14 protein-coding genes are annotated in these 12,151 nt (G+C 60.8%); 13 read left to right on the top strand and 1 reads right to left on the bottom strand.

Annotated features, from left to right (window positions below; all coding sequences use genetic code 11):
- The first annotated feature begins 9 nt into the window (after positions 1-9).
- The 6 genes from ruvB (at position 10) to ybgC (ending at position 3,686) form a co-directional block, all read left to right on the top strand.
- A complete protein-coding gene (gene ruvB, locus KX729_RS08740) occupies positions 10-1,050 on the top strand; it encodes a Holliday junction branch migration DNA helicase RuvB (RefSeq protein ID WP_219742055.1) in 1,041 nt (346 codons plus the stop codon).
- Positions 1,051-1,947 (top strand): metallophosphoesterase, encoded by an 897-nt coding sequence (locus KX729_RS08735; RefSeq protein WP_219742054.1) that lies wholly within the window; start codon positions 1,051-1,053, stop codon positions 1,945-1,947.
- Positions 1,944-2,459, top strand: a complete 516-nt coding sequence (locus KX729_RS08730; RefSeq protein WP_219742053.1) for an NUDIX hydrolase — start codon at positions 1,944-1,946, stop codon at positions 2,457-2,459. The genes KX729_RS08735 and KX729_RS08730 overlap by 4 nt, the downstream gene beginning before the upstream one ends.
- Positions 2,460-2,514: 55 nt before the next feature.
- Positions 2,515-2,736 carry a hypervirulence associated TUDOR domain-containing protein gene (locus KX729_RS08725; protein WP_219742052.1) on the top strand — a complete coding sequence of 74 codons (222 nt, stop codon included), beginning with the start codon at positions 2,515-2,517 and terminating at the stop codon, positions 2,734-2,736.
- Positions 2,729-3,088 carry a hypothetical protein gene (locus KX729_RS08720; RefSeq protein ID WP_219742051.1) on the top strand — a complete coding sequence of 120 codons (360 nt, stop codon included), beginning with the start codon at positions 2,729-2,731 and terminating at the stop codon, positions 3,086-3,088. Before KX729_RS08725 ends, KX729_RS08720 begins: the two co-directional genes overlap by 8 nt.
- Positions 3,089-3,233: 145 nt before the next feature.
- The gene (gene ybgC, locus KX729_RS08715) at positions 3,234-3,686 is read left to right on the top strand and encodes a tol-pal system-associated acyl-CoA thioesterase (RefSeq protein WP_219742050.1); all 453 of its coding nucleotides are present in this window, start codon (positions 3,234-3,236) and stop codon (positions 3,684-3,686) included.
- Positions 3,687-3,701: 15 nt separating this feature from the next.
- Here the strand turns inward: ybgC and KX729_RS08710 are convergent, their stop codons facing one another.
- Complete coding sequence (locus tag KX729_RS08710; protein WP_219742049.1) at positions 3,702-4,385, bottom strand: lysozyme inhibitor LprI family protein; 684 nt, start codon at positions 4,383-4,385, stop codon at positions 3,702-3,704.
- A gap of 334 nt (positions 4,386-4,719) precedes the next feature.
- Between KX729_RS08710 and tolQ the strand changes: the two genes are divergently transcribed.
- From tolQ to tilS, 7 genes are all read left to right on the top strand, one after another.
- Positions 4,720-5,442: a protein TolQ gene (tolQ, locus tag KX729_RS08705; RefSeq protein WP_219742048.1), complete on the top strand. Its 723-nt coding sequence runs from the start codon at positions 4,720-4,722 to the stop codon at positions 5,440-5,442.
- Positions 5,443-5,472: 30 nt separating this feature from the next.
- Complete coding sequence (gene tolR, locus KX729_RS08700; RefSeq protein ID WP_219742047.1) at positions 5,473-5,928, top strand: protein TolR; 456 nt, start codon at positions 5,473-5,475, stop codon at positions 5,926-5,928.
- Between the two features lie 10 nt (positions 5,929-5,938).
- On the top strand, positions 5,939-7,174 hold the full coding sequence (tolA, locus tag KX729_RS08695; protein WP_219742046.1) for a cell envelope integrity protein TolA: 1,236 nt from the start codon (positions 5,939-5,941) through the stop codon (positions 7,172-7,174).
- Positions 7,175-7,244: 70 nt separating this feature from the next.
- Positions 7,245-8,558, top strand: a complete 1,314-nt coding sequence (gene tolB, locus KX729_RS08690) for a Tol-Pal system beta propeller repeat protein TolB (protein ID WP_219742045.1) — start codon at positions 7,245-7,247, stop codon at positions 8,556-8,558.
- 172 nt (positions 8,559-8,730) lie between these two features.
- On the top strand, positions 8,731-9,264 hold the full coding sequence (pal, locus tag KX729_RS08685; protein ID WP_219742044.1) for a peptidoglycan-associated lipoprotein Pal: 534 nt from the start codon (positions 8,731-8,733) through the stop codon (positions 9,262-9,264).
- Positions 9,265-9,463: 199 nt separating this feature from the next.
- Positions 9,464-10,510, top strand: coding sequence for a tol-pal system protein YbgF (gene ybgF / locus KX729_RS08680; RefSeq protein WP_219742043.1), 1,047 nt, complete (start codon positions 9,464-9,466; stop codon positions 10,508-10,510).
- A 13-nt stretch (positions 10,511-10,523) separates the two neighbouring features.
- Positions 10,524-12,089, top strand: a complete 1,566-nt coding sequence (gene tilS, locus KX729_RS08675; RefSeq protein WP_512699453.1) for a tRNA lysidine(34) synthetase TilS — start codon at positions 10,524-10,526, stop codon at positions 12,087-12,089.
- The last annotated feature ends 62 nt before the right edge of the window (positions 12,090-12,151 follow it).

The following is a 12,151-nucleotide window of genomic DNA, read 5'->3' as shown; positions in this document are numbered from 1 at the left end:
AATACCCTTATGACCGAACCCGCCCGCCTGATTTCCGCTGAAAAGCGGGGCGAAGATCTGGATGTGACGCTGCGGCCCCAGTCGCTAGACGAATTCACCGGCCAGGCGGAAGCGCGCGCCAACCTGAAGATTTTCATCGAAGCGGCGAAGGGGCGCGGAGAGGCGCTGGACCATGTGCTGTTCGTCGGTCCGCCGGGCCTCGGCAAGACGACGCTGGCGCAGATCATGGCGAAGGAGCTCGGGGTCAATTTCCGCTCCACTTCCGGCCCGGTCATCGCCAAGGCCGGCGACCTTGCGGCGCTTCTCACCAATCTCGAAGAACGAGACGTGCTCTTCATCGACGAAATCCACCGCCTCAATCCGGCGGTCGAGGAAATCCTCTATCCGGCCATGGAGGATTTTCAGCTCGACCTGATTATCGGCGAGGGGCCTGCCGCACGCTCGGTAAAGATCGATCTGTCGAAATTCACGCTGGTCGCGGCAACGACGCGGCTTGGTCTCCTGACCACGCCGCTGCGCGATCGTTTCGGCATTCCGGTGCGCCTGTCGTTTTATACCGTCGAAGAACTCGAGCTGATAGTCCGGCGCGGCGCGCGGCTGATGGGGCTCGGCATGACCGATGACGGCGCCCGCGAGATCGCCCGACGTGCGCGTGGCACGCCGCGCATTGCCGGCCGCCTGTTGCGGCGGGTGCGCGATTTTGCCGAAGTGGCGAAGGCGGAAGCCGTCACCAGGGAGATCGCCGACGAGGCGCTGACGAGGTTGCTCGTCGACAATATGGGTCTCGACCAGCTCGACAAACGGTATCTCAACATGATCGCCGTGAATTTCGGCGGCGGTCCAGTGGGCATCGAGACGATTGCGGCGGGGCTTTCGGAACCGCGCGACGCGATCGAGGATATTATCGAGCCCTATATGATCCAGCAGGGTTTCATCCAGCGCACGCCGCGTGGCCGTGTTTTGACCGCAAATGCGTGGAAACACCTTGGACTACAGCCGCCCAAGGATCTGGAAGCGGCGCAGTTCCGGATGAGTCTCGAGGATGACTGAGTGATATCCCGTCGCGGGTTTCTGAAGACGCTGGGCGGAGGCTTCGCGGCACTGATGGCGCTCGGCGGTTATGCCGTGGCCGAGCCGTTGGTTCGTCTGGTGACAACCCGATACGCGTTGACACCCCGCAGGTGGACGCCGGGATTGAAGCTTCGTGTTGTTGTGCTCACGGATTTTCACGCTTGCGAACCCTGGATGCCGGCCGATCGTATTGCATCGATCTGCCGAATGGCAAACGAGCTGGAGCCGGATATCATCTGCCTGCTCGGCGATTTTGTCACGGGCATGCGGCTCATCACCGATCGGGTGGCGCCGGATGCATGGGCAGAAGCGCTGACAGTGTTGAAAGCGCCGCTCGGGGTTCATGCGGTACTCGGTAATCATGACTGGTGGCAGGATGACGCTGCCCAGAGCGGAACGTCCGATGCGCCGTTTGCGCGCGCCGCGCTGGAGCGCGCCGGCATCCCCGTTTACAGCAATCGGGCGATCCGGCTGGAAAAAGACGGACATCCTTTCTGGCTTGCAGGGCTGGAGGATCAGATCGCTATCCTGCCGAGGCGCAGGTCCGGGCGCTGGGCTCAAGGCCGAGACGATCTGGGCGGAACCCTTAAACAGGTGACTGACGATGCGCCGATCATCCTCATGGCGCATGAGCCGGACATTTTTCCCAGCCTTCCGTCCCGTATTTCGCTGACGCTTTCCGGTCATACACACGGCGGCCAAGTGCGGATTCTCGGATATGCACCTGTTGTGCCGTCCCGTTACGGGTCGCGTTATGTCTACGGTCACATTACGGAAAATGGTCAAGATCTGATCGTGTCCGGCGGCCTTGGCTGTTCCGGCCTACCGATCCGTTTCGGGTCGCCACCGGAAATCAATCTGATCGAACTGGGATGACCATGGCCCGCACGCGCATCCGCATCAAGACCAAGTCGAAGAACGCATTCCAGATGCGCATTGCCGGCCTCGGGTTTCGCAACGGTTACGTACTGGTGCATCGGGCGATGCATGAGCCGTTCTGGACCTTTCCCGGCGGGCGGGCGGAGATCGGCGAGACGTCGGAAGAAACGCTGAAGCGCGAGATGATCGAGGAACTCGGCGTCGAGGTGAAGGTCGGGCGGCTGCTCTGGTCGGTCGAGAACTTCTTTCATTACGAGGACCGCGACTGGCACGAATTCGGGCTCTATTATCAGATGGAACTGCCGGAGCATTTTCCCTTCCATCCAACCGAGATCGTGCATCGGGTAATGGACGGGCATGAGCTCGAATTCAAATGGGCGCCCGCGACCCGTGCGGCGCTGAGGGAACTCGACATCCCGCCCTATTTCATTGCCGAAGAGATCGAGAACCTGCCGGAGACCCCGAAACATCTCGTCTGGCGAGATGGCGATCTCGACCTTAAAACCTGACTTCTGGAACATCTTTCCGCGTTTCTTCGTTTTTCAACCGAGAAGGGAGAACGCCATGCAGAAAATCGAAGTCGGAAACGAAGTCGAATGGAAATGGGGTCGCTCGAAAGCGGAAGGCAAAGTCGCGGAAAAGTTTACCGACGACGTCGAGCGCAAGATCAAGGGTAAAGCGATCAAACGGCACCCGGATGCCAAGGAGCCTGCTTTTCTGGTGAAACAGGAAAACGGCAATCGCGCCCTGAAAAGCCAGTCGGAGCTGAAGAAGACCCATGTCTGACCAGTATATCGACCATGTCCCGCCGCCAGATGTCGCCCAAGCTGCCGAAAAAGGTCTTGAGCTGCGCGCCCGGTTCCGTCGCGGCGGCACCACGCTCGGCATCGCCCGTGCCAAGGATATCCGCAACCGCAAGCCGCTTTCGGAAAAGACCGTGCGCAAGATGGTCAGCTATTTCCATCGCCACAAGACGGACAAGCGCGCGGACAATTTCGGCGACGACGACAATCCGTCGACGGGCTATATCGCCTGGCTGCTCTGGGGCGGCGATCCCGGCCAGCAATGGGCTGAAGAGCACAAGAGGGCGATCGAGCGTTCCAAGCAGGAGGGCAGGATGCAGCGTTATCAACAGTAGATGCGCATCCCGGCGTATGTTGTCCGACCGCGATAAGGCCGCCGGAGCGTTTCCGGCTGGCCTTTGCTATCTTTCCTGCTAGTGAAAGCCCGGTTGCACTTGCGGCTTAGACGCCATGGATGTGCATCGAGGTTAGGGCAGGGCCATGCAAGGACACAATTTTTCTTTATCGGGCGATCTGATCGAGGGCGGCCACCGGCTTGCGCAGCGGGTCTATTACGAGGACACCGATTTTTCCGGCCTGGTCTATCACGCCCGTTACCTGCACTTCCTCGAGCGTGGCCGCACCGACTATCTGCGCTGCCTGGGCTGCGAACAGAGTGCGCTTCTCTCCGCGGATGAGGAAGGCCTGGTCTTCGTCGTTCACCGCATGGAGATCGACTTCAAGCAACCGGCCCGCATGGACGATATCCTGACGATCCAGACGGTGACGGAGAAGGCCGGCGGCGCAAAGATGGTGCTGAACCAGGAAATCCGCCGTGGTGAAACGCTGCTGATCGCCGCCAAGGTGGTGATCGCCGTCATCAACAAACATGGCCGTCCGCGACGTCTGCCGGAGGCGATAGCGGAAAAGTTTCTGGGCAAGCAAGCCGATTGACGGTCCTTCGGCGGCTTATTGGCCGCCGCATATATGCTGGGAATCGCCCATTGCCCAACTCTGTCCCGTGCGCAGGTTTGTCGTAAGGTAACCACGGCCACGGTCGTCATCGGGCGGGCAGCGATGCGGAATTGAAATCAGGCACATGGTAACTTTGTCACCGGGCCTGGAGCTTATCAGCGCTTCCTCACGCGCGTAGGAAACCTGGTATCCATCGTTCGCGAATTCGATGCCCGTGCCGCTATCAAAATCCTCGGATTTTGGAGGCGTGCTGCCCTCGAGACGTGGATGAACTTCCGTCACAGTCGTGCTCACGCATTTGCCGAGTGTGTTTGGCAGGCCGGTGAGGGGAAGTTTTCGCCCGGCTGCGATCGATCCTGCGGTAATCTCCTTCGGCAAAGCATCAGGACCATTGAGCGTTACCAAAATCGCGACATAGGTCGCGAGAACGCATGCGCGATCAGAGCCGCAGCTCTTGCGATCGGCCTGAAAGTCCCGGGATGCCTGGAGCGCCGTTTCCGGATCGTCTTGCTTGGCTGCGAGATAGGCATCGCCGAGCCGCGTATCGAGGGACGAGATGAGGGGATCGTGACAGACGACTTTTTCATCGGGCGAGAGGGACGCCTTGCAGCTGAAAGAGGCGCCATGAGCCGAATTGGCGGCGAGCAATAACAGGAGAATCACGAAGGTTTGTCTCATGTCGTCTCCAGATATGCCGGATGGGATGTTTCCGCTCGTGCCGAGCTTTGTTCAAATCCCGTTGCCATTGCAAGTGCAGTACCGGCAGATATCTTCGAGGCAGCGCCGTAACGCATTTTTAACGATAATGTAGTCTTAATGGCCACAGAGGAATTTGTGCAACGCACGCCTTCCTTTGACCAAAATTGAAAGCGAGAAGCCAAAGCTTATAAACTCAGGGCATCTGTGGGTTAAGGCGGGCGCATTCGGCGATCAAGACATATTCGCGGAAGCGCGCTTTTGAACCCGCCCGGTCTTTCAAAGCCGGGCGTTTGGATTCGGGGATAGTGGATAGATGGAACATGTAGGTTTGGCGGCAGCGGCGAGCGAAGTGAGCCTTTGGTCGCTGTTCATGCAGGCCGGTCTTGTCGTCAAGCTGGTCATGATCGGTCTTCTCGGCGCGTCCGTCTGGACCTGGGCAATCGTCATTGACAAGTATATCAATTTTGCCAAGGCCAAGCGCCAGTTCGACCAGTTCGAACAGGTCTTCTGGTCGGGCCAGTCGCTTGAGGAATTGTACCGCTCGCTGGCCGAGCGCCAGAACAACGGCCTTGCGGCGATTTTCGTGGCTGCAATGCGCGAGTGGAAGAAGAGTTTTGAGCGCGGCGCGCGTTCGCCGATCGGCCTGCAGATGCGTATCGACCGGGCCATGGACGTCACCATGTCGCGCGAAGCGGAAACCTATGAGGCTCGCCTCGGTTCGCTGGCAACGATCGGTTCGGCCGGTCCGTTCATCGGCCTTTTCGGAACCGTCGTCGGTATCATGACCTCGTTCCAGGCGATTGCCGGTTCGAAGTCCACCAATCTTGCGGTCGTTGCACCGGGTATCGCGGAAGCGCTGCTCGCCACCGCGATCGGCCTCGTGGCCGCTATTCCGGCGGTTATCGCCTACAACAAGTTCATGGGCGATGCCGGCAAGCTGTCGGGCCGCATGGAAGGCTTTGCGGACGAGTTCTCGGCCATCCTGTCGCGCCAGATCGACGAAAAGCTGCAGGCGCCGCGCCAGGCAGCGCAGTAACAACGGTCCGGTCTCAAGGAGTAACGTTTCATGGGCATGTCGGCCGGAGGAGCAAAGGCATCGGGTGGCGGTCGTCGCAGGCGCGGCGGGCGTCGCGGCGGTGCGATCAGCGAAATCAACGTCACGCCGCTCGTCGACGTCATGCTCGTGCTTTTGATCATCTTCATGGTCGCCGCACCGATGATGACGGTCGGCGTGCCGATCGACCTGCCGGAAACGCAGGCGAAGGCGATGAACTCCGATACGCAGCCGATTACCGTCTCGGTCAATCCGAAGGGTGAAATCTATCTGCAGGAAACGCCGATCGCCCTCGAAGAGGTCGTGCCGAAGCTGCAGGCGATCGCCACGACCGGCTATAACGAACGTATCTACGTGCGCGGCGACACCACCGCTGCCTATGGCATGGTGATGAAGGTCATGGCCCGCATTTCCGCCGCCGGTTACAAGAATATCGGCCTCGTGACGCTTCAGGAACAGGCGAAGTGATCGAAGCACCATGAAGGTCAGTCTCGGCACATCGCTGGTTCTGCATACGGTGGCGCTAGGTTTTGCCCTGGTGTCGCTCAGCGCCCCTGCGTCTTTCGAAGTCGCGGATGTCGAAGCGCTGCCGGTCGATATCGTGCCGGTGGAATCGATCACCCAGACCCAGCAGGGTGACAAGAAGGCGCCGCCGAGCACCAAGCCTTCGCCGAAGGAAACCAAAAATCAGAAGATCGTCGAGAATGCCCAGAATGCGGGCGAGAACAATGTCGATCTGAAGACGCCTCCGACGCCGGTGACGAAGCCGACGCCGACGGAGGTCACGGCTGCCCCGAAGCCGACCGAGCGGCCGACGCCAACTCCGACGCCCGACCAGAACCAGGTCAAGGATATCGTCAAGGAAGAAACGGCGCCTAAGCCGACCGAGGTTGCCGCCCTGCCGCAGCCGAAGCCGGAAATCACCCCGCCGCTTCCGAAGCCTGAGCCGACCCCGCCAAGACCCGAGCCGACGCCCCCGAAGCCGGAAGCCGCCAAGCCGACACCGGCGCCGGTGCAGAGCGAAAATACGTCCGAGACTGGCGAACTGCCGCCGCAGACCGCGACGCCGATTGCCAAGCCGACCCCGCCAAAGCCGCCGGAACCGCCGAAGGAACAGGCTAAGCCCGCCGAAAAGCCGACGCCGGCAAAGCCTGACGTGGCTGCCGCCAAGCCTACCGACGCGCCAAAAACCGACGCCAAGACGACCGCATCCGTGAAGCCATCCGACAAGAAGGAAGGCAAGCAGCAGGAAACGGCGAAGTCTTCGTCTTCCATGGCCAGCGATTTCAACGCCAACGACATTGCCGCCCTGCTGAACAAGCAGGACGCCACCGGCGGCGGCGCCAAGCGCTCGACGCAGGTCGCTTCGCGCGGCGATACGAAGACGATCGGCACCGGCCTGAGTTCCAGCGAGATCGACAACGTCAAGGGCCAGATTCAAGGAAACTGGGCGCTTGTCGGCGGCCTGACCGGCGTTGCCGAAGTCCGCGTCAAGATCAGGGTGCAGCTCGATCAGTCGGGCAACATTATCGGCGAGCCGGAAGTCACCGCGACCGGCGGTCCGGAAGGAACCCGTCGCGCCGTCGAAGGCAGCACCAAGCGTGCGCTGATGAAGTCGGCACCGCTCAAGAATTTGCCTGCCGCCAAGTACGAAGGCGAAAAAGGCTGGAATGTTTTGGTTTTGAACTTCGATCCTTCGGAGTTCGCATTGTGAGCCGGCAGGTATGGAACCGTTCGAACGGAACCTGCCCAAACTCTCGTGTTAAGCTGAAAGGCTTGTTTATATGATCAAGAGCTCTTTTTTCCGCGCCGTAATGGTGGCTGCGGGGATGTTGACGGCCTTCGTTGCCGCCACCCCGGCCAGTGCCGAAGTCGTGATCAACATCAACAAGGGTAACGTTCAGCCGCTGCCGATCGCGGTGACGGACTTCCTGTCGAACAACGAACTCGGGCCGCAGATTTCGCAGGTGATCGCCGCCGACCTGCAGCGTTCGGGTCTGTTTGCGCCGATCAACAAGCAGGCTTTCATCGAGAAGATTTCCGATCCCGGCAAGACGCCGCGCTTCGAGGACTGGAAGGTCATCAACGCCCAAGCGCTGGTCACCGGCCGCGTCACGCGGGAAGGCGATGGCCGTCTGCGTGCCGAATTCCGGCTTTGGGACACTTATGCCGGCCAGCAGATGACCGGCCAGCAGTTCTTCACCCAGCCGGAAAACTGGCGCCGCGTCGCGCATATCATCGCTGATGCGATCTACAAGCAGATCACCGGCGAGAACGGCTATTTCGACAGCCGCGTAGTCTTCGTTTCCGAAAGCGGCCCGAAGAATGCCCGCCAGCGCAATCTGGCGATCATGGACCAGGACGGTTTCAACGTCCGCATGCTGACCAATACCAAGGATATCGTTCTGACGCCGCGTTTCTCGCCGAGCCGTCAGGAAGTCACCTACATGTCCTTCGAAGGCAACCAGCCGCGCGTCTACCTGCTGCAGCTGGAAACCGGGCAGCGCGAAGTGGTCGGCAATTTCCCGGGCATGACCTTCTCGCCGCGCTTTTCGCCGGATGGCCAGAAGGTCATCATGAGCCTTCAGCAGGAAGGCAATTCCAACATCTACACGATGGACCTGCGCTCGCGCACCACGACGCGGCTGACCTCCACCTCGGCGATCGATACGTCGCCTTCCTATGCGCCGGATGGCGGACGCATCGCCTTTGAAAGCGACCGCGGCGGCCGTCCGCAGATCTACGTCATGAACGCCGACGGCTCAGGCCAGACGCGCATTTCCTTCGGCGACGGTTCCTATTCGACGCCGGTCTGGTCTCCCCGCGGCGACCTGATCGCTTTCACCAAGCAGTCGGGCGGCAAGTTCTCGATCGGCGTGATGAAGCCGGACGGTTCGGGCGAGCGTATCCTGACCAGCGGCTTCCACAACGAAGGCCCGACCTGGGCACCGAATGGGCGCGTCCTGATGTTCTTCCGCCAGGCGGCGGGTGCCGGTGGGCCGCAGCTTTATTCGATCGATCTGACCGGTTACAACGAGCTGCAGGTCAAGACGCCGTCCTACGCTTCCGACCCTGCCTGGTCGCCCCTTCTCGAATAGGGCCGGTTTTCGCCTCTTTCCCGCCCCATTCTCCTGAGAAAGGGCGGAAATAGGCACTTTGGAAGGGTTTGTTAACCATAACCCTTCGCGCATGGTTAACCGAGCCCGGTTAGAGTCTGGAAACCGTAATTCTGGCAACTCTGAAAATTACTGATCTAAGGAGAGACCGGCCATGAGCCGCATCGATACCCCGGCGATGAGCCGCATGCAGACCCTCGCTCGCAATCCCGCCGTCATCGCGCTCACGCTGGCCTTGGCGCTTGCCGGTTGCGCCAACAAGAACAACCTGCCGAACAATGCCAACGAGCTTGGCCTGAACGGCAAGAACGGTGGCCCTCCGGGTTCGCAGCAGGACTTCACGGTCAATGTCGGCGACCGCATCTTCTTCGACACCGACTCGACCTCGGTTCGCGCAGACGCCCAGCAGACGCTCGACCGCCAGGCACAGTGGCTGCAGCGTTACCCGAATTACGCGATCACGGTCGAAGGCCATGCCGACGAACGCGGCACCCGCGAATACAACCTGGCGCTCGGTGCGCGCCGTGCGGCCGCCACCAAGGAATACCTCGCTTCGCGCGGCGTTCCGGCAAACCGCATGAAGACCATTTCCTACGGCAAGGAACGTCCGGTCGCCGTTTGCGACGACATTTCCTGCTGGTCACAGAATCGTCGCGCTGTCACGGTTCTTGGCGGCGCCGGCATGTAATTCGGTCTTTCGCCCGGCGGGCGAAGATTACCGGAGCATTAAAAAAGGCGGTCTTTGGGCCGCCTTTTTGTTTTTTCCTTAGTTTGGCCCTGATTTGTGGGATTTTTGATCGCGAGCTTGGTTGCTTTTTGCCGGCAGATTAGAAAAATCCTTGTCTGCACCAAATCAGGTGCAGACTTAACGAGCAGGACGGACACTCATGAAGAAAATTGTCTTGGCAGCGATGCTGGGGCTGATGGCGACGAGCGCCCCGGCTGGGGCTTTCTCTCTGCCTAAACTCTTCCAGGGCACTCAGAGTTCTGTGCAGCAAGCTCCGGCCGCCCCGCAAGAGGCGCCGGTGATTCTTGCGCAGAGCAACGATGCCGTTCGTAACCAGCAACTCCAGGAACAGATCCGGCAGTTGAACGGCCGTATCGAGGAAATGAGTTATCAGCTGCTGCAGATGCAGGAGCAAATCCGCAAGACGCAGGAAGACAACGAATTCCGTTTCCAGGATCTGGAAAAGAAGAAGAGAAGCGATCTGGGCGACACGGCTGGGCAACCAGCCGTGGCGTCCAGCCGCCCTCCCGCCGCGAATGGCGCTTCTCCGTCCCAGCCCGCGCCATCCGATGATGTCGCACGTATTATCGAACAGCCCGGCAACAACGGCGCCGGGGCGAACACGGGCGGCTCGACCACCGCTCCGCCGCCGACCACGCTCGGCTCGATGGATTTCGACCAGAACGGCAATCCGCGCGGTGCCAACCGCAACAATGCCAACAATTCCGCTGGACTTCCGGGTGTGGAGCTCGGAGCACGACCGCAGGGCAACACGCCGGCGACGCCGAGCCGTCCGGATCCGCAGCAGACCGCATCGCTCGGCTCCGAAAGCGATACGTACCAGGCCGCCTATAACCACGTTCTTTCCGGCGACTATTCGCTCGCGGAGAAGGAATTCTCGGGTTACATCCAGGCCTATCCGAAAAGCACCCGCATTGCGGACGCGAATTTCTGGCTTGGCGAAGCGCAGTATTCGCAGCAGAAATACAACGAGGCGGCCAAGACCTTCCTCAACGCCCACCAGACCTACGGCAAGTCGCCCAAGGCTCCGGAAATGCTCTTGAAACTCGGCATGTCGCTTGCGCAGCTGGACAATACCGACACTGCCTGCGCGACGCTGAAGGAAGTCACGCGCCGTTATCCGAGCGCGTCCAAGGCGGTGCTTGCCAAGGTCAGCAGCGAACAGAAGCGCCTGAGCTGCGGCTGACGCGGTCGCGCCCGTGTCTGCCGGTTTGACGCTTTCTCCGCAAAGAGCCGCAGCGCGGTTTCTCGCTACTATCGCCAAGCCTGCCCGCCTGCTGGTGGCGATTTCCGGTGGGAGCGATTCCGCCGGTCTGCTTCTTGCCCTTGTTCAAGCCAATGCCTCCGATTCGGACGTTTTCATCGACGCCGTGACGATCGATCATGCGCTGAGGCCGGAATCGGCAGATGAGGCTGTGTCTGTCGCCGCATTCTGCCGTCGGCTCGGCGTGCGCCATTTCATCCGTCGCTGGGATGGGGAGAAGCCCAGGACCGGGATTTCCGCTGCATCCCGCGAGGCGCGTTATCGGCTGCTGATGGATGTCGCTGACGAAATCGATGCCACCGCGATCCTGACGGGCCATACGCTTGACGACCAGGCCGAGACGGTGGCCATGCGAGCGGCGCGCAACGAGGGGGAAGGCAATCTCGGCCTTGCAGGCATGGCCGATGCCGTGCTGCTCGACCGCCGCCGCTGGCTTTTGCGGCCGTTCCTTCACTGCCGCCGTGCCGATATCCGGGAGCTCCTCGCCGAGGTGGGTGAGGGATGGATCGACGATCCGAGCAATCAGAATATCCGCTATGAGCGGGTGAGGGTGCGAGAACGGCTGTCTCAGGAGGCCGTTTTCGATGATCATGCGATTATCCGCGCCGGCTTGCGCCGTACCGAGCTTTCCGATGCGGCGTCGTTGTGGGTCCGGAGCCATCTAGCGATCAGTCACGGCGTGCTGGCCCATGTTTCTGGCGAAGGACTAACCGAGGATCCCGTCGTGCTGCGCCATGCGCTCGCCGTGTTGTCGGCTGTGCTGGGGGGCAGGTCGTATCTACCAGCCGGTGAAAGCATGGATCGCGTCATGGCTTTCATCGATGGCGGCCAGCCCGGACGGATGACGGTCGGGAGAGTGATCTTCGATTTGCGCCGCGACGGCCTTTATGTGGTGCGTGAGAACCGCGGCATGATACCGCTGCATATTGCTGCGGATAGCTCGGCGGTTTGGGACGGGCGGTATCGGATCGTGAATGATGGAGAGTGCGAGATCGCCGTTGGTCCGCTGGCACCGGGTCGCGAAGAGGCGATCGGGCTTTTTCCCGATGTGCCGCCGGCGATCGCGATGCGGGCGGCGACTGCGATGCCATGTATCGAGATATTTGCCGGGCGCGCCGACGGTGCGGCGTCCCCTTCTCCCCAGCGGGGAGAAGGTGGCCCGAAGGGCCGGATGAGGGGGCCAAGTGCTCCGACCTCGCTATCAAGCGGCATTCCGCGGAGCCCCCTCATCGCCTCGCATTCGCTCGGCACTTCTCCTCGTTGGGGAGAAGTGGGAGCGAACCTCCAGCGCGGAATTCCTTCATTAACGGATACCCAGGAAGGGGAAGGGGCTCCACGCTCCGTCTCTCCAAAACCCCGCATCCTTCTCACTCCCACCCTTGGTCCCTTCGACCGTTTTTTGCCGCAGTTTGACGTTAATCTTGCAAACCAATTCGTGCTTTTGCTCGGATGCGACGATTTTCCCCCGCTGCCGATTAAGGATTGTGCGCGGAAAAGCTAGGCGAAGGTTCTGCGTCGCCTTGGCAAGCCGGTGCCGCAACCCTATGTTATGCGGCAAGCAAG

The organism is Neorhizobium populisoli, assembly GCF_019430945.1.
GTDB lineage: Bacteria > Pseudomonadota > Alphaproteobacteria > Rhizobiales > Rhizobiaceae > Neorhizobium > Neorhizobium populisoli.
The sequence above is the reverse complement of the archived record's forward strand: the minus strand, read 5'-3'. Positions and strand labels throughout refer to the sequence as shown.

Excerpts from the sequence above, each read along its gene's own strand:
- ybgF (WP_219742043.1), top strand. The coding sequence starts at position 9,464 with ATGAAGAAAATTGTCTTGGCAGCGATGCTGGGGCTGATGGCGACGAGC.
- KX729_RS08710 (WP_219742049.1), bottom strand. The coding sequence starts at position 4,385 with ATGAGACAAACCTTCGTGATTCTCCTGTTATTGCTCGCCGCCAATTCG.
- tolQ (WP_219742048.1), top strand. The coding sequence starts at position 4,720 with ATGGAACATGTAGGTTTGGCGGCAGCGGCGAGCGAAGTGAGCCTTTGG.
- tolA (WP_219742046.1), top strand. The coding sequence starts at position 5,939 with ATGAAGGTCAGTCTCGGCACATCGCTGGTTCTGCATACGGTGGCGCTA.
- KX729_RS08730 (WP_219742053.1), top strand. The coding sequence starts at position 1,944 with ATGACCATGGCCCGCACGCGCATCCGCATCAAGACCAAGTCGAAGAAC.
- pal (WP_219742044.1), top strand. The coding sequence starts at position 8,731 with ATGAGCCGCATCGATACCCCGGCGATGAGCCGCATGCAGACCCTCGCT.
- tolR (WP_219742047.1), top strand. The coding sequence starts at position 5,473 with ATGGGCATGTCGGCCGGAGGAGCAAAGGCATCGGGTGGCGGTCGTCGC.
- ybgC (WP_219742050.1), top strand. The coding sequence starts at position 3,234 with ATGCAAGGACACAATTTTTCTTTATCGGGCGATCTGATCGAGGGCGGC.
- KX729_RS08725 (WP_219742052.1), top strand. The coding sequence starts at position 2,515 with ATGCAGAAAATCGAAGTCGGAAACGAAGTCGAATGGAAATGGGGTCGC.
- ruvB (WP_219742055.1), top strand. The coding sequence starts at position 10 with ATGACCGAACCCGCCCGCCTGATTTCCGCTGAAAAGCGGGGCGAAGAT.
- tolB (WP_219742045.1), top strand. The coding sequence starts at position 7,245 with ATGATCAAGAGCTCTTTTTTCCGCGCCGTAATGGTGGCTGCGGGGATG.
- KX729_RS08720 (WP_219742051.1), top strand. The coding sequence starts at position 2,729 with ATGTCTGACCAGTATATCGACCATGTCCCGCCGCCAGATGTCGCCCAA.